The 22,640-nt window shown below is 61.0% G+C and carries 12 protein-coding genes; 5 read left to right on the top strand and 7 right to left on the bottom strand.

Annotated features, from left to right (window positions below; translation table 11 throughout):
- Nucleotides 1–29: 29 nt before the first annotated feature.
- Nucleotides 30–1,928: a polysaccharide biosynthesis protein gene (locus C7J97_RS03070; RefSeq protein WP_113992006.1), complete on the bottom strand. Its 1,899-nt coding sequence runs from the start codon at nt 1,926–1,928 to the stop codon at nt 30–32.
- A 150-nt stretch (nt 1,929–2,078) separates the two neighbouring features.
- Entirely contained in the window at nt 2,079–3,644 is a 1,566-nt protein-coding gene (locus C7J97_RS03065) for an oligosaccharide flippase family protein (protein ID WP_113992005.1), read from the bottom strand.
- A gap of 208 nt (nt 3,645–3,852) precedes the next feature.
- Here C7J97_RS03065 and C7J97_RS03060 point away from each other — a divergent pair, with 208 nt between their 5' ends.
- From C7J97_RS03060 to C7J97_RS03040, 5 genes are all read left to right on the top strand, one after another.
- The gene (locus C7J97_RS03060) at nt 3,853–4,686 is read left to right on the top strand and encodes an Mrp/NBP35 family ATP-binding protein (protein ID WP_015537868.1); all 834 of its coding nucleotides are present in this window, start codon (nt 3,853–3,855) and stop codon (nt 4,684–4,686) included.
- Between the two features lie 394 nt (nt 4,687–5,080).
- Nucleotides 5,081–6,433 carry an NADP-specific glutamate dehydrogenase gene (gene gdhA, locus C7J97_RS03055; RefSeq protein ID WP_005923441.1) on the top strand — a complete coding sequence of 451 codons (1,353 nt, stop codon included), beginning with the start codon at nt 5,081–5,083 and terminating at the stop codon, nt 6,431–6,433.
- A 113-nt stretch (nt 6,434–6,546) separates the two neighbouring features.
- Nucleotides 6,547–8,124, top strand: coding sequence for a hydroxylamine reductase (hcp, locus tag C7J97_RS03050; protein WP_044960262.1), 1,578 nt, complete (start codon nt 6,547–6,549; stop codon nt 8,122–8,124).
- A gap of 384 nt (nt 8,125–8,508) precedes the next feature.
- On the top strand, nt 8,509–13,044 hold the full coding sequence (gltB, locus tag C7J97_RS03045; RefSeq protein WP_181823387.1) for a glutamate synthase large subunit: 4,536 nt from the start codon (nt 8,509–8,511) through the stop codon (nt 13,042–13,044).
- Nucleotides 13,045–13,058: 14 nt separating this feature from the next.
- Entirely contained in the window at nt 13,059–14,537 is a 1,479-nt protein-coding gene (locus tag C7J97_RS03040) for a glutamate synthase subunit beta (protein ID WP_113992003.1), read from the top strand.
- Nucleotides 14,538–14,619: 82 nt separating this feature from the next.
- Here C7J97_RS03040 and C7J97_RS03035 read toward each other — a convergent pair whose 3' ends face one another.
- The 5 genes from C7J97_RS03035 to C7J97_RS03015 all read right to left on the bottom strand — a co-directional run bounded on the left by C7J97_RS03035 (nt 14,620) and on the right by C7J97_RS03015 (nt 22,567).
- Nucleotides 14,620–16,326 (bottom strand): PASTA domain-containing protein, encoded by a 1,707-nt coding sequence (locus C7J97_RS03035; protein ID WP_113992002.1) that lies wholly within the window; start codon nt 16,324–16,326, stop codon nt 14,620–14,622.
- Between the two features lie 168 nt (nt 16,327–16,494).
- On the bottom strand, nt 16,495–17,835 hold the full coding sequence (locus C7J97_RS03030) for a TRAP transporter large permease (protein WP_005923424.1): 1,341 nt from the start codon (nt 17,833–17,835) through the stop codon (nt 16,495–16,497).
- 1 nt (nt 17,836) lies between these two features.
- Nucleotides 17,837–18,358: a TRAP transporter small permease gene (locus C7J97_RS03025; RefSeq protein WP_097783598.1), complete on the bottom strand. Its 522-nt coding sequence runs from the start codon at nt 18,356–18,358 to the stop codon at nt 17,837–17,839.
- A 97-nt stretch (nt 18,359–18,455) separates the two neighbouring features.
- Nucleotides 18,456–19,550: a TRAP transporter substrate-binding protein gene (locus C7J97_RS03020; RefSeq protein ID WP_005923418.1), complete on the bottom strand. Its 1,095-nt coding sequence runs from the start codon at nt 19,548–19,550 to the stop codon at nt 18,456–18,458.
- 314 nt (nt 19,551–19,864) lie between these two features.
- Nucleotides 19,865–22,567 carry a right-handed parallel beta-helix repeat-containing protein gene (locus C7J97_RS03015; RefSeq protein WP_170126619.1) on the bottom strand — a complete coding sequence of 901 codons (2,703 nt, stop codon included), beginning with the start codon at nt 22,565–22,567 and terminating at the stop codon, nt 19,865–19,867.
- Between the last annotated feature and the right edge of the window lie 73 nt (nt 22,568–22,640).

Raw genomic sequence — 22,640 nt, 5'->3', positions numbered from 1 at the left:
CATGCGGCCCAGTGCCGCAGTTCAACCAGTTACAGTTTCAGGTTCTCCCGGGTGGGGGTAAAGGTGGGGATCATAGCCGCCAGCTGACGCACCACGCCCTCATCGTTGTGGGCAGCAGCGGCTTCCAGCGCCTGCAGCTGCTCGTAGAACTCGGCCAGATCAATGGTGCGGGGGCTTGCCACAAAGATCTTATTGTGCTGGGTGCGGCGCATCTTGTCCTGCTCCTCGTCCATCATCAGCTCTTCGTAAAGCTTTTCACCGGGACGCAGGCCCACGATCTTGATTTCCATATTCACGCCCGGCTCGTAGCCGTAAAAGCGGATGAGCTGCTTGGCCAGATCCATAATGCGCACCGGCTCGCCCATGTCCAGCACATAGATATTGCCGCTCTCTGCCAGTGCACCCGCCTGCAGCACCAGCTGGGCTGCTTCCGGGATGGTCATAAAGTAGCGCACGATGTTGGGGTCAGTCAGGGTGACCGGCCCGCCCTTTTTGATCTGGGCTTCAAACAACGGAATAACGCTGCCGTGGCTGCCCAGCACGTTGCCGAACCGCACTGCCACACACTTCATATCCGTGTTGCCCGCAAAGGTCTGGATGAGCATCTCGCAGATGCGCTTGGTGCAGCCCATGACGCTGGTGGGGTTCACGGCCTTATCGGTGGAAAGCTGCACAAAGCGCTCCACCCCGTGCTCGCTGGCGCTGACCAGCAGGTTTTTGGTGCCCAGCACGTTGTTTTTCACGGCCTCGGCAGGGCTTACCTCCATCAGCGGCACGTGCTTGTGTGCCGCCGCATGGAACACCACCGTGGGGTGGTAGGTATCAAAAACCTCGTCCAGACGTTTTTTATCCCGGATAGAGCCGATAAGCACCGTGACCGGGATATCGCGGCCGTACTTCTGCTGCAGTTCCATCTGCAGCTCGTAGGCGCAGTTTTCGTAGATATCAAAGATGAGCAGCTTGCCGGGCTTGAAGCGCATGACCTGACGGCACAGCTCGCTGCCGATGGAACCGCCGCCGCCCGTTACCAGCACCGTTTTGCCGGTGAGGTAGCCGGAGATCTTGTCGGTATCCAGCGTGACCTCCTCGCGGGAGAGGAAGTCGGCGGGGTTCAGCTCGCGGAACACCTCCTGCTGGGGTGCGCCGCTGCCCACCAGCTGCGGGTCACTGAGCAGCTGCACCGCGCAGTGGGTGCTGACGCACAGGTCGATAACGTGGCTCAGCTTGCTGCCCTTTAAGGTTGGGATGGCAATGATGATGCTGTGGATGCCGTAGCGCGTGCACAGCTCCGGGATATCCTCCAGCGTGCCCTTGACCGGCACGCCGTGGATGGTCTGGTTCAGCTTTGCGGGGTCATCGTCCACCGCCACCACGGCGTGGCCGTATTCCTTGTTGGATTTGCACACATTGATGGCCCATGCACCGGCTTCGCCCGCACCCACGATCAACACCGGGCGGTTGGGGTCCTTGGCGGGCACTTTGCGCATCCGCTCACCCAGCGGATGGTTCAAAAACAGCCGCCAAGCCAAGCGGCTACCGCCGATAAACAAAAAGATGAGCACCGAGGCCATGCAGTTGGCGGAATTAAACAGCACACCGTGGATAAAACGGCGGTTCACCACATACACCACGGCGGTGGGCACGGCGATCATCCCGGCAAGGCGGATCAGATCCCGCTCGCCGGCGTACTTCCACAGCACCGAGTACAGCCCGCCTGCCAGGAAGCAGACGATATACACCGCCACGATCCACGGCAGGTTTTCGTACAGCAGGGCACGGTTGTGCGGCCACCACCCGGCCTCCACGGCACCGTCTGCCCGCAGCAGCAGGGCAAAATAAAAGCTGAATGCCACAATGGCTGCATCCAGCAGCACCAGCAGCGCACGGCGCAGCAGCACCTGCGGGGTATTCTTGGTTCTATCTTTCACTTACGATCCTCTTTTTTCCTCTCAGCGCCAAGGGTTTGCCCTGCGCTGCTTTTTCGGCAGTGTTCTCCCCCGGCAATGCCGGAAGGATACAACTACACGTTTGTATTATACTCACAATCCCCGCCTGTGTCCAGAAAATTTACGTTTTTATCACTTTCCCCTGTTTTTCCCGGTCTTTGCCTGCCGCAGCACCGCCCGCAGCTCCTCCCAAAGCCCCAGCGGCAGCGCCGCCAGCAAAAACACGATGGCAGTCACCATGCCGCCCGCCGTCAGCACTGCCAGCTGTTCCCACAGCCCCTGTGCCGGAAAGCCCGTCAGCGCCCGGCGCACACCCCGCCCTGCCGCACCGGCGGCAACAGCAGCCAGCAGCGGCGCACCCAGCCAGCGGCGGAAAGCGTGCCCTGTACCGCTGGAAAGCAGTAGCCGCCCGGTGTTGGCTGCGCAGGTGTAAAAGCTGGAAAGTAAGATCACCGTCAGAAAGCCCCGCATCCCGTACCGGGGCAGCAGCACCGCCACCCCGCCAATGCGCAGCACCGCGTCCCACACGCTGTACCGGAAAGCGGCCTTCTGCTCCCCGATGCCCTTCATGGCGCCGTCCACCATGCTTTCCAGATACATCAGCGGCATGGCCGGGGCAAGGGTCTCCAGATAGAACCCGGCCTCCGGGCTATGGTAGAGCAGCTGCGCCAGCGGCCTGCCCCACACCCAGAACAGCGTGCCCGCCAGCATGGAGAAGTATCCCGTAAGCCGCAGCATCCGGTCCAGCAGGGCGTTCAGCCGGGCGGTCTGCCCCTCGATATGTGCCTGCGTGATCTCCGGCATCAGCAAAACCGCCAGACTGCCCAGCAGCCCAAAGGGGAAATTGAGCAGCGGCAGCGCCATGCCCTTTAAGGTGCCGTACTGCTCCAGCGCAGCGGTGCGCCCGCCGGAAGCCCCCAGATACACCGCAAGGCAGGCGGGCACCAGCATATTCTCGGCGGTGTGCAGCGCGCTGGAAAGCACCCTGCCGCCCTCCACCGGCCACAGGATGTCCCACAGCCGCCGGGACGCCTCCCTTGGCGGGCGCGGCGCTGTGCTGCCGAAGCAGCGTGCCGCCTCCCGCCGGTAAAACAATGCCATCAGGGCGGTGGATACGGCCTCGCTCAAGGCGGTGGCAGCCAGCACCAGTGCACAGCGGCTGCCGTCCGGCCAGCCCTGCGTGCGGGAAAGCGCCCACACCACCGCGGCAATGCGCACTGTCTGCTCTGCCAGCTGGCTGAGCACGTTGGGTTCCACCCGCCGCCGCGCCAGAAAAAAGCCGCGCAGCACTGCCGAGATCGCCATCCACGGCAGCCCCAGCGCCGAGGTGCGCAGCGCGGCAGCGGCGCGGACATCCCCCAGCCACCATTTTGCCGCAAGGCCTGCGGTGGCAATCTGGACAAGCATGGCAAACCCGCCCAGCGTAAGCCCTGCCAGCACCAGCCGCACCAGCATCCCGCGCGCAGCGGCTTTATCCCGGCTGAGCTCCTCGGTCAGCAGCCGGGCAGCGGCCACCGAGATGCCCGCCGTGGCCAGCGTGACGAACAGCCCGTACACTGCCAGCACCAGCTGATACAGCCCCATACCCACCCCGCCCAAGGCGTTGGCCAGCCAGATGCGCAGCCCCATGCCTGCCAGCCGCAGCACCACGTCCGAGCCGGTAAGCAGCGCCGCGTTCTTAAAATAACTCTGCCGCACCCTGCACCTCCCCCTGCCCCGGAATGGGCGTTCACGGTTCAGCCTATGCAGCGGCTTTGCAAAACATGAGCGGCGCTATGGGTTGTTTCTGCGCACTTTTTATGGTATAGTTAACAGTGGTCAGGCAGGGCGCAAGCCCCCGCCTGTATTTTGAGCAAGGAGGAAGCGCACCGCCCGGGTCCTGCCCCTGCCGTGCGCGACAAAGAGAATGAGCGAAGAATGTACCCATGACTGCTCTAATTGCAGTGCAGCCTGTTCTTCCCGCGATGCCGCTCCGCAGCACGATGCCCCCAACCCTAACAGCAGTGTGAAAAAGGTCATCGGCGTTGTTTCCGGCAAGGGCGGCGTGGGCAAGAGCATGACCAGCGCCCTGCTGGCCTGTGCCATGGCCCGCCGCGGCTACCACTGCGGCATTCTGGATGCCGATATCACTGGCCCGTCCATCCCCAAGCTGTTCGGCATTCATGGCCGTGCCATGGCGGACGACAAGGGCTGCTGGCCCATCCAGAGCCGCATGGGCATTGATGTAATGAGCATCAACCTGCTGGTGGAGAACGAGGAAGACCCCGTTGTGTGGCGCGGCCCGGTCATTGCCGGTGCGGTCAAGCAGTTCTGGACCGATGTGGTCTGGAAGGACGTGGATTTTCTGTTCGTGGATATGCCCCCGGGCACCGGTGATGTGCCCCTGACCGTGTTCCAGAGCCTGCCGGTGGATGGCATCGTTGTGGTGGCAAGCCCGCAGGAGCTGGTAAGCATGATCGTGGCAAAGGCCGTGAACATGGCTGAGATGATGAAGGTGCCCATGCTGGGCATCGTGGAGAACATGAGCTACATCGTTTGCCCGGACTGCGGCAAGCACATCAATGTGTTTGGCAACAGCCATGTGGACGAGGTGGCCGCAAAGCATCACCTGCCCGTGCTGGCCAAGTGCCCCATCGACCCCAAACTGGCAGAGCTTTCCGATGCCGGCATGATCGAGACCTATGGCGGCGAATTTTTGGAAGGTGCCGCAGACGCCTGCGAAAAGCTGCTGAAGAAGTAACTGCACCCCGCCCTGTGCCCGTTGTGACACAGGGCTTTTTGCTTAGATAAGCCCGCTGCCGTGCAAAAGACATTCTTTTCCGTGCGGCTTTGGAGCGGCAGCGCACTTTAAAAAACAAGGTTCGCGGCACATTCCGGCTTTTAATTTTCGTTTTGTGAAGCAGCTGTGACTTTTTATCTGTTTTTTTAAACAAATTCTGCTTTTTGCTATTGTAAAACCCACCGCAAAGCTTTATAATAATAAAGTAAGCATTGCCCGCCATTGCGGGCGTGCCGTGCAAGCATGGAGAACCGGAAGCGCCCGGCATCTGCAAGGATATACCCGCTGTGCGGCGGGCAGGGGCATTTCCGCTTTTTCAAATTTATAGAGTAATTGGGAAAAGGAGTATTCTATTATGCTGACGAATGAATACCTGAAGCGTGTTTACGAGGGTCTGGAAAAGCGCAACGCCAACGAGCCCGAGTTTTTGCAGGCTGTGCGCGAGGTGTTAGAGAGCATCCAGCCCGTTGTGGAAAAGCACCCCGAGTACGAGAAGGCCGGTCTGATCGAGCGCCTGGTGGAGCCGGAGCGCATCATCACCTTCCGTGTGCCTTGGGTGGACGATGCCGGTAAGGTGCAGGTGAACCGCGGCTACCGCGTGCAGTTCAACAGCGCCATCGGCCCCTACAAGGGCGGCCTGCGCTTCCATCCCTCTGTCAATCAGGGCATCCTGAAGTTCCTGGGCTTCGAGCAGACCTTCAAGAACAGCCTGACCACCCTGCCCATGGGCGGCGGCAAGGGCGGCTCTGACTTTGACCCCCACGGCAAGAGCGACATGGAAGTGATGCGCTTCTGCCAGAGCTTTATGACCGAGCTGTACCGCCACATCGGCCAGTTCGTGGACTGCCCCGCCGGTGATATCGGTGTCGGCGGCCGCGAGGTCGGCTATCTGTTCGGCCAGTACAAGCGCCTGACCAACAGCTTCCAGGGCGGTATGCTCACCGGCAAGGGCCTGACCTTTGGTGGTTCTCTGGCCCGTACCCAGGCTACCGGCTACGGCCTGTGCTACTTCACCGCTGAGGCCCTGAAGTGCATGCGCAACGACAGCCTCCAGGGCAAGACCGTAGTCATCTCCGGCTCCGGCAACGTGGCTATCTACGCCTGCGAAAAGGCGACCCAGATGGGCGCCAAGGTGGTTACCATGTCCGACTCCAACGGCTACGTCTACGACCCCAACGGCATCGATCTGGCTTACGTCAAGGATCTGAAGGAAGTGCGCCGTGGCCGCATCAAGGAGTACGCCGAGACCCACGCCGGTGCTACCTATGTGGCTGATTGCACCCAGGTTTGGACTGTCCCCTGCGATATCGCCCTGCCCTGCGCTACCCAGAACGAGATCAACAAGGAGTCTGCCGAGGCTCTGGTAAAGGGCGGCTGCACCGTGGTCTGCGAGGGCGCTAACATGCCCAGCACCCCGGAGGCCATCGAGGTCTACCTGTCCAACGGCATCCTGTACGGACCCGCAAAGGCTTCCAACGCAGGCGGCGTGGCTACCTCCGGTCTGGAGATGAGCCAGAACTCCGAGCGCCTGAGCTGGAGCTTTGAGGAAGTGGATGCCAAGCTGAAGGGCATCATGGAGGGCATCTTCCACGCTTCCTACGACGCTTCTGTGGCTGCCGGTTCTGAGGGCAACCTGATGGTCGGTGCAAACTGCGCCGGCTTCCTGAAGGTTGCTACCGCCATGATGGCACAGGGCATTACCTACTAAGTCATACTGCATCGTCCAAGAGCCGCGCCCGCAGGGGTGCGGCTCTTTTTTGGTATAACCCCGCCCCGCTCTGCCCACACTGGCAGTATCTTATGGCAGAAAGGGAGTTTCGTATGGACGAGCAGATGTTTTGTTTTCAGTGTGAGCAGGCGGCGGGCTGCACCGCCTGCACCGGCGCAGCGGGGGTGTGCGGCAAGTCGGCCGAGACAGCCGCCGCACAGGACCGGCTCACCGGGGCGCTCATCGCGTTTGCCGGGCAGCTCATCGCGGCGGGGCGCGGCCCGGCCCCGGAACAGGCCCGGCTGCTGATGCAGGGGCTGTTCACCACCATTACCAACGTGAACTTTGACCCCGCCGCCGTGGACGCGCTGACCCGCCGGGTGCACGACGCCAGCCCCGGCACCGGCCCGGACTACGACATGCAGGCCCTCTGGCGGGAACCGGATGCCGACCGGCGCAGCCTGAAATGCTTTGTGCTGTTCAGCCTGCGGGGCATGGCCGCCTACAACTACCACGCCCGGGTGCTGGGCCGCATCGACCCGGAGCTGGACCGGTTCTTCTGTACCGCCCTGCAGGCCGTGGGCGACCCCGGCCAGACCACCGACGCCCTGTGGCAGCTGGTGCAGGCCACAGGAGAAGCCAGCTACCGCTGCATGGAGCTGCTGGACGCGGCCAACACCGGCGCGTTTGGCGATCCGGAACCGGTGCAGGTGCCCCTGACCATTGAAAAGGGGCCGTTCATTGTGATTTCCGGCCACGACCTCTACGACGCACAGCAGCTGCTGGAACAGACTGCAGGCCGGGGCGTCAACGTCTACACCCACTCGGAGATGCTGCCCGCCCACGGCTACCCGGAGCTGAAGCGCCGCTACCCCCACCTCAAGGGCAACTTTGGCACCGCATGGCAGAACCAGCAGCGGGAGTTCGAGGACATCCCCGCGCCCATCCTGTTCACCACCAACTGCATCATGCCCCTGCGCGCCAGCTACGCCGACCGGGTGTTCACCACCTCGGTGGTGGCTTACCCCGGCGTGCCCCACATCGACGAAGGGCGCGACTTTTCCCCGGTGATTGAAAAGGCGCTGGAGCTGGGCGGCTACGCGCAGGACACCCTGCTACCCGGCCTGAACGGCGGCTCCACGGTGACCACCGGTTTTGCCCGCACCGCCGTGCTGCAGCACGCGGACGAGATCGTGCAGGCGGTGCGGGACGGTAAGCTGCGGCACTTCTTTCTGGTGGGCGGCTGCGACGGTACCCGGCCCAGCCGCCGCTACTACACCGAGTTTGCCCGCCTTACCCCGCCCGACACCATCCTGCTGACCCTGGCCTGCGGCAAGTTCCGCCTGAACGACCTGCCCCTTGGCACCGTGCCGGGCACCGGCCTGCCCCGCATCCTGGACGTGGGCCAGTGCAATGACGCCTACAGCGCCATCCGCATCGCATTGGCGCTGGCCGACGCCTTTGGCTGCGGCGTCAACGACCTGCCCCTCTCGCTGGTGCTGTGCTGGTTTGAGCAGAAGGCCGTGTGCATCCTCATCGCGCTGCTGGCGCTGGGCATCCGGAACATCCGGCTGGGGCCTACCCTGCCCCCGTTCCTCTCGCCGGGGGTGGTGCGCACCCTGCAGGAACGGTACGGCCTCAAGCCCATTGCCACCCCGGAAGCCGACCTGCAGGCCATTCTGGGCGGGTGAGGTTTCGTTTGGTTATTTTACAACAAACCCGCAAATCAAAGCATTCCTGAGTCCTGAGTGTTCCGCATCACTCAGGGCAAATTCCTCCAAACCGCCGTACCCGCGTGCACAACGCCGGGTGCGACGGTTTTGCTTGTATACCGCGCACAGCTGCGGGGGCTCGCGGCGTTTCGCACAAGAAGCGGCGCAATGTGTGTAGCATATTTGGTGCAGCTGTCACTTGAAGATTTTTCAGGAATCTGTATAATATCAGGTATCGGAACAAAGGCGTTCCGCAGGGGCATCCTATGCTCTTGCGGGGCGCTTTTTTCTTTTTGCAGGGGATAAAAAGCTGCGGAGGGTGCCGCGGCCCCCGGTAAACAAGTAAAAAGGATGGGAAAGACTATGGAAAACTTTACAGAGCAGAAAACCACCCTTGGTCTGTACGACCCACAGTTCGAGCACGATGCCTGCGGCATCGGCGCTGTGGTGGACATCAAGGGACGTAAAAGCCACCAGACGGTGGACGATGCACTGTCCATCGTGGAGCGGCTGGAGCACCGCGCCGGTAAGGACGCCGAGGGTAAGACCGGCGACGGCGTGGGCATCCTGCTGCAGATCAGCCACAAGTTCTTCTCCAAGGTTGCCGAGGAGCTGAACATTCGGCTGGGCAACGAGCGGGAGTACGGCGTGGGTATGTTCTTCTTCCCCCAGAACGAGCACCTGCGGGCACAGGCCATGAAGCTGTTCGAGGTGGTCACCCGCAAGGAGGGGCTGGAGTTTCTGGCATGGCGCGAAGTGCCCGTAGACCCCGATGCCGTGGGGCAGAAGGCCCGGGACTGCATGCCCGCCATCTGGCAGTGCTTCATCAAAAAGCCCGCCAAGGTAAGCAAGGGCATCGAGTTTGACCGCCGCCTGTACATCGTGCGCCGCGTGTTCGAGCAGGCCAGCAACGGCACCTATGTGCCCAGCCTGTCCAGCCGCACTATCGTGTATAAGGGTATGTTCCTCGTGCACGACCTGCGCCGCTTCTACGCTGATCTGCAGGACCCGGATTATGAATCCGCCATCGGCATGGTGCACAGCCGCTTTTCTACCAACACCAACCCCAGCTGGATGCGTGCACACCCCAACCGCTTTATCCTGCACAACGGCGAGATCAACACCATCAAGGGCAACACCGACGCCATGCTGGCGCGTGAGGAGAGCATCTCCAGCCCCATTCTGCAGGACGATATGAACAAGATCCTGCCCATCATCAACACCTCCGGTTCGGACTCCGCCATGCTGGATAACACTCTGGAGTTTATGGTGATGAACGGTATGGATCTGCCGCTGGCCGTGATGATCACCATTCCCGAGCCGTGGGAGAACAACAAGAACATCAGCCAGAAAAAGCGGGATTTCTACCAGTACTACGCCACCATGCTGGAGCCGTGGGACGGCCCCGCCGCCATCCTGTTCTCGGACGGCGATGTGATGGGCGCGGTGCTGGACCGCAACGGTCTGCGCCCCAGCCGCTACTACATCACCAAGGACGGCCGCATGATCCTGTCCTCTGAGGTGGGTGTACTGGAATGCGACCCGGAGAACATTCTGGTCAAGGAGCGCCTGCGTCCCGGCAAGATGCTGCTGGTGGATACCGTCAAGGGCGAGGTGGTGGACGACGAAAAGCTGAAGGAGCTTTACGCCAGCCGCGAGCCCTACGGCGAGTGGATCGACCGCAATCTGGTGCAGCTGAGCGGGCTGAAGATCCCCAACGTGAAGGTGGAAGGCTACACCGGCGAGCAGCTGACCCGGCTGCAGAAAGTGTTCGGCTACAAGTACGAGGACGTGAACACCATGATCCTTGCCATGGCGCGGGCGGGCGCAGAGCCCTCCGGTGCCATGGGCACCGACACCCCGCTGGCTGTGCTCAGCAGCCAGCATCCCCCGCTGTTCAACTACTTCAAGCAGCGGTTCGCACAGGTGACGAACCCGCCCATTGACGCCATCCGGGAAAAGGTGGTCACCTCCACCAGCGTTTACATCGGTGCCCACGGCAACCTGCTGGAGGATAAGCCGGAGAACTGCAAGGTGCTCAAGGTGCACAACCCCATCCTGACCAACACCGACCTGTTGAAGATCAAGTACATGAACGTGCCGGGCTTCAAGGTGGCTACGGTGTCCATCAACTACTACAAGAACACCAGTCTGGAAAAGGCCATCGACCGGGTATTTCTGGAAGTTGACCGCGCCTACAAGGAGGGTGCGAACATCATCATCCTGTCCGACCGTGACGTGGATGAATACCATGTGACCATCCCCAGCCTGCTGGCGGTGTCGGCAGTGTCCCAGTACCTCATCCGCACCAAAAAGAGCACCGCGCTGGCGCTGATCCTGGAAAGCGCCGAGCCCCGGGAGGTGCACCACTTTGCCACCCTGCTGGGCTACGGTGCCTGCGCCATCAACCCCTATCTGGCACACGAGACCATCGGGCAGCTGATCGACGAGGGTCTGCTGGACAAGGACTATTACGCCGCTGTGCAGGACTACGACAACGCCATCCTCAACGGCATCGTGAAGATCGCCTCCAAGATGGGCATTTCCACCATCCAGAGCTACCAGAGCAGCCAGATCTTTGAGGCTGTGGGCATCTCGAAGGAGGTCATTGATAAATACTTTACCGGCACGGTGAGCCGCGTGGGCGGCATCAGCATGGCAGACATTCAGGCCGATGTGGAGGCGCTGCATAACGCTGCCTTTGACCCGCTGGGACTGGATATCAACATGGAGCTGGCCGACAGCGGTGCCCACAAGTTCCGCAGCGGCAAGGAAGAGCACCTGTTCAACCCCCAGACCATCCACCTGTTCCAGAAGGCCTGCCGCACCGGCGATTACGACACCTTCAAGCAGTTCACCCAGACGGTGGACAACATGGGTGCCGAGGGCGTGCATCTGCGCAGTCTGCTGGACTTCAACTACGCCGCAGACGGCGGCATCCCGCTGGAAGAAGTAGAGCCGGTCTCCAGCATCGTCAAGCGGTTCAAGGGCGCTGCCATGAGCTACGGCGCACTGAGCAGTGAGGCGCACGAGACCGTTGCCATTGCCCTGAACCGTCTGGGCGGCCGCAGCAATACCGGTGAGGGCGGCGAGCCTGAGGAGCGCTACCACAGCGAGAGCAATTCCAAGATCAAGCAGGTGGCCTCTGCCCGCTTTGGCGTGACCAGCAAATATCTGGTCAGCGCCGAGGAGATCCAGATCAAGCTGGCACAGGGCGCAAAGCCCGGTGAGGGCGGCAACCTGCCCGGTGCCAAGGTGTATCCGTGGATCGCCAAGACCCGCCACAGCACCACCGGCGTGGGCCTGATCTCTCCCCCGCCCCACCACGATATCTACTCCATCGAGGATCTGGCAGAGCTGATCTACGATCTGAAAAACGCCAACCGCAGCGCTAACATCAACGTCAAGCTGGTCAGCGAGGCCGGTGTGGGCACCATTGCCGCCGGTGTTGCCAAGGGCGGCGCACAGGTCATTCTGGTGTCCGGCTATGACGGCGGCACCGGTGCTGCGCCCCGCACCTCCATCAAGCACGCAGGTCTGCCTTGGGAGCTGGGCATCGCCGAGACTCACCAGACCCTGATCCTGAACGGTCTGCGCACCCGCGTGCGCATTGAGAGCGACTCCAAGCTGCTGTCCGGCCGGGATGTGGCCATCAGCTGTATGCTGGGCGCAGAGGAGTTCGGCTTCGGCACTACCCTGCTGATGGCCGAGGGCTGCGTGATGATGCGCGTGTGCAATCTGGACACCTGCCCCATGGGCATCTGCACCCAGAACCCCGAGCTGCGCAAGAACTTCAAGGGCAAGCCGGAGTACATCATCAACTACCTCACCTTTGTGGCAGAGGAGCTGCGGGAGTACATGGCAAAGCTGGGCGTGCGCACCGTGGACGAGCTGGTGGGCCGCACCGATCTGCTGCGGGTCAAGCCCGCTGCCCCGGGCAGCCGCGCCGCAAAGCTGGATCTGGACTGCATCCTGCACAACCCCGCCATTGCAAACAGCAACGTCCACTTTATCAAGGAGGACAGCTACGACTTCCATCTGGAAAACACGCTGGACATGAAGGTGCTGATGAAGAAGTTCAAGCTGGGCAGCAAGGCTCCCCAGAGCGTCAGCCTGAATGTTTCCAACGTGGATCGCGCCTTTGGTGCCATCTTTGGCAGCGAGATCACCCGTAAATACGGCAACGACCTGCCGGACGATGTGTACACCGTGCACTGCAACGGTGCAGGCGGCCAGAGCTTTGGTGCCTTTATCCCCAATGGCCTGACGCTGGAGCTGGTGGGTGACTGCAACGACTACATGGGCAAGGGCCTTTCCGGCGGCAAGATCGTGGTGCGCCCGCCGCAGGGCATCGACTTCAAGCCCGAGGAGAACATCATCACCGGCAACGTGGCGCTGTACGGCGCTACCAGCGGCAAGGCGTTCATCTCCGGCGTGGCCGGTGAGCGCTTCTGTGTGCGCAACAGCGGCGCGACCGCCGTTGTGGAGGGCGTGGGCGACCACGGCTGCGAGTACATGACCGGCGGCACCGTGGTGGTGCTGGGACAGACCGGCAAGAACTTTGCAGCCGGTATGACCGGCGGCATTGCCTATGTGCTGGACGAAAACTGGGACTTCTACCAGCGGGTGAACAAGGAGACCGTCAGCCTGGAGCCGGTGGAGCACAAGTACGATGTTGCCACCCTGAAGGAGCTGATCCGCGCCCATGTGGAGGCCACCGGCTCTCCGCGCGGCAAGGAGATCTTGGACAATTTCAGCGCGTTCCTGCCCAAATTCAAAAAGGTGCTGCCTTACGATTACGACCGCATGCTGCGGGTCATCGCCTCGGTAGAGGAGCGTGGTCTGGACGGCGAGCAGGCACAGATCGAAGCATTTTATGCAGTGCAGAAGCATAAGTAAGGAGGGGCAGCAGCATGGGTAAGACAACAGGATTTATGGATTATGCGCGCAAGACCAGCACGGACGTTGCGCCGCTGGAGCGCCTTGAAAATTTTAACGAGTTCCACATCTGGCTCTCGCGGGAGCAGCAGCAGACGCAGGCCGCCCGCTGCATGGACTGCGGCGTGCCCTTCTGTCAGGCGGGCATGATGATCGGCGGCATGGCCTCCGGCTGTCCGCTGAACAACCTCATCCCGGAGTGGAACGATCTGGTGTACCACGGCAAGTGGGAGCTTGCGCTCCACCGCCTGATGGCCACCAACCGCTTCCCGGAGTTTACCAGCCGGGTGTGCCCCGCCCTGTGCGAGGCCGCCTGCACCTGCGGGGATGTGACTGGCAGCAGCGTCACCGTACGCGAAAACGAGCACGCCATCATTGAGACAGCCTACGCCAAGAACTGGCTGACAGCCACCCCGCCGCCGACTCGCACCGGCAAGAGCGTTGCCGTGGTGGGCAGCGGCCCTGCGGGGCTTTCGGTGGCAGAGTACCTGAACAAGCGCGGCCACGCCGTTACGGTGTTTGAGCGCGCCGATCGTGTAGGCGGTCTGCTGATGTACGGCATCCCCAACATGAAGCTGGACAAGGCGGTCATCGAGCGCCGGGTCAAGCTGATGCAGGCCGAGGGTGTTGTGTTCCGCACCGGCATGGATGTGGGCGGTGCCGTGCCCGCCGAGCAGCTGCTGGCAAATTTTGATGCCGTGGTGCTGTGCTGCGGCGCAAAAAAGCCCCGTGACCTGAACGTGCCCGGCCGGGACGCCAAGGGTGTACACTTTGCCGTGGACTACCTGACCAGCGTGACCAAGAGCCTGCTGGACTCGGGTTTTGCAGACGGCAAGGCCATCAATGCAGCCGGTAAAAACGTACTGGTCATCGGCGGCGGCGACACCGGCAACGACTGTCAGGGCACTGCCCTGCGGCAGGGCTGCACCGACCTGATGGCGCTGGAAATGATGCCGCAGCCCCCTGTCGAGCGCACCGCCGCAAACCCGTGGCCGGAGTGGCCCCGGGTGCTGAAGGTGGACTATGGTCAGACCGAGTGCATTGCCAAGTTCGGCAAGGACCCGCGCGTGTACCAGACCACCGTCAAGGAGTTTTTGAAGGACGAGGCCGGTAACCTGACCGGTGCCGTCATCAGCTGCCTGAAGCCGGAGCGCGACCCCGAGACCGGCCGCACCAGCATGGTGCCCACCGGCAAGGAATTTACCTACGACTGCCAGCTGGCGTTTATCGCCGCAGGCTTTACCGGCTGCGAAAACTACACAGCCGATGCCTTTGGGGTGGAGCTGACCGCCCGGGGCAATGTAGCCGACCACAGCTTTAAGACCAATGTGGACAAGGTGTTCGTCTGCGGCGATATGCGCCGCGGCCAGAGCCTTGTGGTGTGGGGTCTGCGCGAGGGCCGCGATTGCGCCGCCGAGGTGGACCGCTGCCTAATGGGCTACTCGAACCTTTAATTTGCCATTCTCTTTCCTATCCTAAACAAGCAGAAGCGGGAGCCCGTTCAAGGCTCCCGCTTCTGCTTTTGTTGTATGCTGTTTAATTGGTATCGTATTCCGGCTCTGTACTGCCCTCCGGGGGCGTTTCCGGGGTGGTAGGCTCGGTAGCGGCAGGCTCCTCCGGGGTGGCAGTGATCTGCACACTGGGGTCTGCGGCGATATACACAGTGATCACCGTGCCCACCGTGACCATGGCGCCCTCTTCCTCGCTGGCAGAGACCACACAGCCCGTAGCGTAGGAGCCATCATTCACCACCATAAAGCAGCTGGCCACAAGCCCCCGGCTGCTCAGGATCTCAATAGCCTTATCCTGCGATGCACCGACGATCTTGGGCATCTCCACCTTCTCCGGGCCCTGACTGACCACGATCTGGATCACCTCGCCGTTCTCCATCACCTCGCCGGCCTCCGGCTCCTGCCGGATGATCTGCCCGGAAGGCACGGTATCGCTGTACTCCAGCACCGCCCGGAACAGGTACATACTGGTGTACTCGCGGTTATTCTTGATCTGCTCGTAATCGATGCCCACAAAGTTGGGCACAAGGTGCTGGGGCTTCATTTCCTCGCTGCTGGCAGCTTCCGAGCTCGGCTCCGAAGAGGGAGTTTGTTCCTCCTTGCTGCTCACGATGCCCCACAGGGTGAGCAAGATCAGAACGGAAAGCAGGATCAGGATGCCCGCCAGCAACCCTTTCAAACTGAGCAGGTGTTCCCTGCCCTGCCCGCTCTGCTCTGTCCGCGCCGGATGCATCGGGGTCTCCGGCTTCATGGTGCGGGTCAGCTCGGCGGTATATTCCTTGGAAGAAAGCGCCTGATACAGCTGCGGCACGGTCTGGATGCGCTCCATGACCTTGAGCCGCAGCCCCAGCTGCAATACATCGGAAACATAGGCCGGTACGGCAGGCTCTACGGTGCGTGCCCGGGGGTTAGAGTCCGACACCACACGCTGGGCAGCGGGCATGGGCGCCTGCCCGCATACCATGCGGTAAAAGACGGCGGCAAGGCTGTATTCGTCGGTGTAGCGCCCCTCAAACTCGGCGGTGGTGTACTGCTCCGGCGCGGAGTAACCCTCGTACAGCTGCTCGTGCAGACCGCTGCCTGCGGTGCGCAGACCCACGGTGGCGTACCCGGCCAGACGACAGCGGCCATCCGACATCACCCGGATATTCTCCGGGCAGATGCCGCGGTGCACCAGCCCTGCCTTGTGCATGGCCGCCACGCCCTCAAACACCGGCCGCAGCATGGCGCAGGCATCCTCTGCCTGCACCGGAGCGGGACGATTTTCCAGCCATTGCTCCAGCGGGGTGCCGCCCAGGTTTTCCAGCACCGCATACACGGTGTTGTTGGCCTCCACCACGTCCAGCACGGCCTCCAGACCGCTGGCGGGGGTAATGCGTTGGATGGCGCGGTACAGGTCTGCAAAGTCCATGCGGGTGGTCTTGAACAGCACTTCGCTGCCCTGCTTGGGGCGCAGGATGCAGTCCGCCCCGCGCTCGGCAGACAGGGTGACCGGCAGGTACTCCTTGATGGTCACTCGGAAGCCACCCAGATTCTCCACGCCGCTGTACAGCACGCCTTCGCCGTCCAGACTGCGCATCTCGCCCACGGTGTAGCGCCCGGCCAGCACCGTGCCCACCGGCAGGCAGCCCGCCGGGTTGCATTCCTCTAAGATCTTCCCGCAATGGGGGCAGACGGTCGCCGCAGGCGGCAGTTCCCCCATGCAGAACGGACACAGGCGTTTTTGCTCCATAGTGTTCTCTCCCCTTCCAAGCTTCTATACACTTTATTGTATCATAGTGTTCCCCGCCGTGCAAGCTGTCCGCATTTTGGTGCACACGCAAAAAAGACCGGGGCCCGCAGCCCAAAGGGCTGACAGGCTCCGGTCTTAAAGATGCAAGGGGTTTCCCTTATGCTGCGCTTAGTGGATGAACACAGGACCCAGCGGGTTTGCAATGGGACTTACATAGCCGCCCAGCAGCTTGGGGATAGCAAGGCTGATGTCGGGGATGTAGGTCAGCAGCAGCAGTGCAATGAACATGCACAGGTAGAACGGCAGGGTCGCCTTGACTACCTTCTCCATGGGACGCTTTGCAACGGCAGAGCCGATGAACAGAACGGAGCCAACGGGAGGAGTCAGCAGACCGATGCCGCAGTTCAGAACCACGATGATACCGAACTGGATGGGATCGATGCCGATGGAGGTGGCGATGGGCAGCAGGATGGGGGTAGCGATCAGGATGATGGGAGCCATATCCATGATCATGCCCAGCACCAGCAGGATCAGGTCGATGAGCAGTGCAATGATGTAGGGGTTATCGGTGAGGTCGGTGATGGCGGTTGCTGCCAGATCAGGCACATGCAGCATGGTCAGGCAGTTGCCGAACACTGCAGAGGTAGCGATCAGGATCAGCACGATGGACAGGGTGTTGACGCACTCGTCCAGAGCGTGCCACACGCCCTTCCAGTCCAGACCCTTATAGACGAACACGGAAACGAGCAGAGAGTAGATAACGGCGATAGCAGCGGACTCGGTAGCGGTAAACACACCGCCGACAACGCCGAACACCACGATGATGACAGCGGCCAGTGCCCAGATGGAAGTGCCCAGCTGCTTGACAAAAGCCTTGATGCTGAAGGGATCACCCTTGGGGTAGTTGCGCTTGACCGAGATGATGTAGGAGCCGATCATCAGCACGATAGCCAGCAGAGCGCCGGGCAGGTAGCCGGCCAGGAACAGGCTGCCCACGGAGATACCACCGGCGGTGGTAGCGTAGATGACCATGTTATGGCTGGGGGGAACCAGCAGACCCTCGCAGGAGGAGGTGATGGTAACAGCGGTGGAGAAGTCTGCGCCGTAGCCCTGATCCACCATCATGGGGATCATGATAGAACCGATGGAAGCGGTATCGGCGGAAGCAGAACCGGAAATGCCGCCGAAGAAGTAGGAAGCCACGATGTTGACCATGGCCATACCGCCGCGCATCCAGCCCACGCAGGCGTCAGCCAGTGCGATCAGCTTTTCAGAGATGCCGCCGGAGCCCATGAGCACGCCCATGGTGATAAAGAACGGCACAGCCATCAGGCTGAAGGAGGAGATGCCCTTGACCATCAGGCGGCAGACGTCGGTCAGTGCCTGACCCTGCACCAGCATGCACAGCACGCTGGACAGACCAACGGCGTATGCAATGGGGAAGCGCAGGAAGATCATAACAAAAAAGCTGACAAGAAGGACAATGATTGCCAGTGTCTGAACTGTCATATTACATTTCCTCCTTTACAAAAAAGCTCTTGATATGGTTATACAGAGACTCGATCTCGAAGATGACCATGGCAACGCCGGCCAGCGGCACCGGGAAGTACATCCAGAAGCGGCTCAGCCAGGGCATGGAAACATAGAAGCCACGGCCGCCCAGCGTGGTGGCGTAGTTCCAGCCGACCGCCATCATCACCACACCAAGGATCATCACGGCCACGTCAGACAGGATGTCCAGCGCCTTGACCACTTTCTTGGGCAGGTACATATCAAAGGCAGTCATGCGGATGTGTGCGCCGCGGCGGATGGCCAGCGCAGCGCTCAGCACAGCCATGTAACTCATGCAGGTCAGAACGACCTCCTCAGACCAGGAGGGGTCCGGGATAAAGGGGACGTAACGGCCAATGACCGACATCGTGGTAATGAGGATATCTGCGATCAGCAGGATCTTGCAGATGAACAGAACCACCTTGTAGGTAAAGTCGTACGCCGGTCTGATCTTATCCAGAGTGGTAAAGATTTTCGGCATAGAAATTCCTCCATATAAAAACCCGGCGAAGCCTGCGGGCGTATTCCCGTGGGCCTCCGCCGGGCAATGTACTACCTAGATTGGATGGAAAGCCAGCTTATGCCTTCATGTCCAGCAGCTTCTGGTACAGCTCAGCCTGATCAGAGGTGTTGTCCTTGATGACCTTGGCACAAGCTTCCTGCCAAGGAGTCTTGTCGTCCACATCCACAACGTTGCAGCCGGAGGAGCGCAGCTCTTCCAGAACCTTGTTCTCAGCGGTCTCAGACAGATCAGCGTTGAACTTCTGGGTGTCGGCAGCAGCAGCCATAACAGCAGCCTGCTGGTTAGCGGTCAGCTTGCCCCATGCGTTGTCGGTGATAACAGCCTGCACAGCGCCCAGAGTGTGGCCGTCCAAGATCAGGTTGTTAGCAACCTCGGGGAAAGCGTTGGACTTGTAGTTTGCGATGGGCTGCTCAGCGCCATCCACAACGCCGGTCTGCAGTGCGCTGTACAGCTCGCCGAAAGCAACGACGGTGGGGTTAGCGCCCAGACCCTCGACCATGCCGTTCATAACAGGGTCGTTGGACACACGCAGCTTCATGCCCTTCAGATCATCGATGGTTGCAACGGGCTTGACGGTGAAGAAGTGACGGAAGCCCTCCTCGCCGTAGAACAGGCCGCGAACGGGCAGACCCAGCTCCTGGGGCTCGTTCAGGAACTCAGGAGCCAGATCGCTGTTGGCGAAGTTCCAGAAGTGAGCGCGGTTGTTGAAGGTGAAGGGGATGGACAGGAGCTTAGACTTGTTGCAGCCGTAGCTGGTCAGAGCGAAAGCAGAGATACGGCTGATATCGATGGAGGTAGAGCCGCCCAGAATAGCGTCCAGAACGTCGTTCTCAGAGCCCAGAACACCGGAAGCCTGCACATCGACGACCACAGAACCGCCGCTCAGCTCCTCGACCTTCTCCTTGAAGTGAGAACCGGTCTGGCCAACGATGGTATCCAGCGGGTTGACCTCGGCGTAGACCAGAGTCACCTTGGGATCGTTGGCAGCAGCAGCTGCATCACCGGCAGCAGCAGAAGCAGAAGCTGCGGTAGAGGTGGAAGCAGCGGTAGAAGTGGAGCCGCTCTTGGAACCACCGCAGGCGGTCAGAGCAACAGCAGCGGTAGCTGCACCGGCAACGGCCATAAAGCTACGACGAGAGATCATTTTCATAGGAATCGTCCTCCTTAAATAATTGTGAAATTCTCCGGGCGCACAGGTGCCGGAGCTTTCGTTCATTGACTGTACACACTTTAGCAAATTTTCCGAAATGAAACAAGGGCTTTCGAAAAATGTCCTGTTTTTCGAAAGAATGTCAAGATAGTTTTTGCCATATTGCACAGCCGTTTTCTATCTTGTTTGTGCAACACTACCGACACGTTGGATACAACTTACGGTTCAAGTAGCTCCGAAACTGCTCTGGCCCCGGCCGGTCTGCTGTGGGAGAAACCAGCCGGGGCCTATGAGCAGGCAGAAAACCGACAGGATCACACTACGGTGATCTTAACGGTCTTGCTTACGGGGATGACATCGTCGTCCAGGGTAAAGGTGACCTTATAGGTGCCCTTGGCCTTGGGGGTAAAGGTGAGGGTGTGAGAACCGGCGTCAAAGGATGCGCCCAGAGGCAGCAGACCGGCGGTGCCGTAGGTCAGGCCGCCGTCCAGAGCCTCGATGACGGCAGCAGGCTGGGGCTGAGTGGTGCGGACGCCGTTGGCCGGGTTCCGGCCCGAGACAGTCAGGGTCAGGGTCTGGCCCAACTGGAGGGTCTGGTCCCCGATGTGGCTGAAGTAGGGGCGGTGCACCGTCAGAGGCAGGGGATAGTCCTGGGTCTTAGTGGCGAACTGATAGCCATTTTCCGGGATGGGCAGGCGGATGTCGCCATAGAGGCTGTCCGCCGGGGTGCCGGGTGCCGGGGTATCCACGGTGACCTGTTCACGGCTCAGCAGGCCCAGCTTCAAGTTCTCGCAGGTGGTGGTGAAATAGGGCTCCTCAGGCACATACTCGTTGCCCACATGACGCTTGTAGTGGTTGGTCACGGTGACTACAGCCTTGACGCCCAGAGCGGTCTTGGCGGCCACGGTACGCAGGTCGGCGTTGGAAACGTCATCCAGCACGATAGCCGGACGCTTATCCTGGATCACATAGTTCAGGGCCACATTCTGCAGCACCAGACCCTCTACGTGACGAGCGTAGATGCCGTAGGCCGGCAGGATGCCCAGGATGGAGGGCTCCGGGTACTCGGCTACCATCTCCGGTACGTTGTAGGGGTCGTCTACCCAGGTGCCGTTCTTCCAGGCCACACGGGGCAGCAGGCCCTCGCACTTGCTGAAGAAGGTGTTCACCAGCCAAGGCAGTTTCTGCACGGTGGGGGCAGAGCCGCTCTGGGAGTAGACCCAGTAGGTGCCCAGCTGCCGCTGTTCCACAGCCTCCTGGAGAGACAGGCCGCCCCGGTACTGCACCGAGATGTTCCGCAGGATCACGTTCTTCACCTTGCTGTCCACCAGGCCCTCCAGCAGGATGGGGTACCGGGGATCTACGTTGGTGATGCGGATGTTGCTGATTTCCACATTGCTGACGCTGGCCAGGTCCTTGGCAGCGGTGGCGTTGGCGTAGTAGACAGCGTCTTTCCGACTGATCTCCCGGGTCATATCCGGCACATACTGGTGCTGGGCATCATCCCAGCGGTAGAGGTACAGCTTGCCGTCGATCTCTGCTAGGTTGGCGTTGTTGATCCGGGTGGGGTTGGCAGGGTCTACCACCTTAAAGGAGGAGACGCCATCGATGGAGACGGTCTTGCTCTTATTATAAGAGGGGCTGTAGCGGGCCACGGGGTACAGCTGATACTCGGCACGGTTGGGCAGCACCCAGCCGGAATTGTCCAGACGCACATCGTTGGCGGCGTTGATAGCCTGCTCAGTGGTGTGGCCGGTGACGGGGTACCGGGCACGATCGCCTACCCGAATAAAGATGGGAGAGGAGGAAACGGTGTCCATGGTGCAGTCGGTCATCACGATGTTGGTGAGGGAGCTGCCGTCCACGGCCTCCATGCAGAAGCCACGGGAACGCTCGAACCGGACCCGGGTGATGGTGACGGTGTGGTAGCCGCAGGTGGACTCGGTGCCAAACTTGACACGGGCGGTGGGACCGCAGGCGTCGGTGGCCACGATCTTATCGGTAGTGCAGGCTCCGGTAATCACAGAACCGGCATCGTAGCCGCTGACCACACAGTCCTCGATCAGGACGTTCTGGGTGGGCATGAACACGCCGGCACCGTAGGAAGCCTTCATGACGATGGCGTCGTCCGTAAGGGAGTTGAAGTGGCTGTTGCTGACGGTAACGTCCTGGCTGCAGTCGATATTGTAGGCATCCCGGTTGGTGTCCACGATCAGGTCGTTGACAGTCATGTTCCGGGTGCCCTCAGCGATGATGGCAAAGTGGCCGCCGTTCAGGATGCGGATGCCGTCCAGCACCACATTCTCGCAGCGCACCAGTGCAATGGCCTTGTTGCCGTACCAGGTGGAGCTGTAGCCCCGGTCGGTGCGGTTTTTGGGGTTGGAGGGGTCGTTGCCAGACAGCACATTGATGAGGGTGCCGGTGTCGTCCATGTAGCTGCCGTCGATGAGGCCCTCGCCGTAGATCATGATGTCGTGCTTGTCGGCGGCGTAGAACAGGCTGTTGGCAAAGTAGGTGTGGCCGTGGTCCTGGAGACCGGCGTAGAGGTTCACTTCCGGCTCATCGTAGTTTCCGCCCTCGCCCACCATGGTCTGGTTGCCATACCAGTCGTACAGGTCTGCCCGGGCAGCCCGGATGATGCCGTTGGCGTCGATGCGAAGGTTGACGCCGCTCTGGAGACGGATGGTGTAGCTCTTAAAGTCACCTGCCGGCACCACCACGGTGCCGCCGCCGGCCTCACTGGCAGCCTGGATGGCGGCGTTGATGGCTTTAGTGTTCTGGACGGGGTCTCCCTCCGACACAGCCCCAAAATCCGTGATGAGGTACAGGCGGCTCTCGTCCAGCAGGACGCTTTTGTCCACGGTGCTGCCGGTGGCCCGGGGGATGTTCAGGGTCTGGAAGCAGTTCTCCTCTGCCGTGTCCTCTGCGGCAAAGGCAGGCAGGCCCATGGCGGCCATGGCGGTGGTCACAGCACTGACCTTCAGAAAGCTGCGGCGCGAGATCTTTTTGGAAAACATAACCAAATTTCCTCCTTTTTTGCATTGCACGATCTGAATCTTGATAGGGTACATTTAGGCGTTTTTGCATGGC

The organism is Faecalibacterium prausnitzii, from assembly GCF_003324185.1.
In the GTDB taxonomy this organism is placed as follows: domain Bacteria; phylum Bacillota; class Clostridia; order Oscillospirales; family Ruminococcaceae; genus Faecalibacterium; species Faecalibacterium prausnitzii.
Note: the sequence above shows the minus strand (reverse complement) of the source record. Positions and strands in the feature narration are given on the sequence as shown.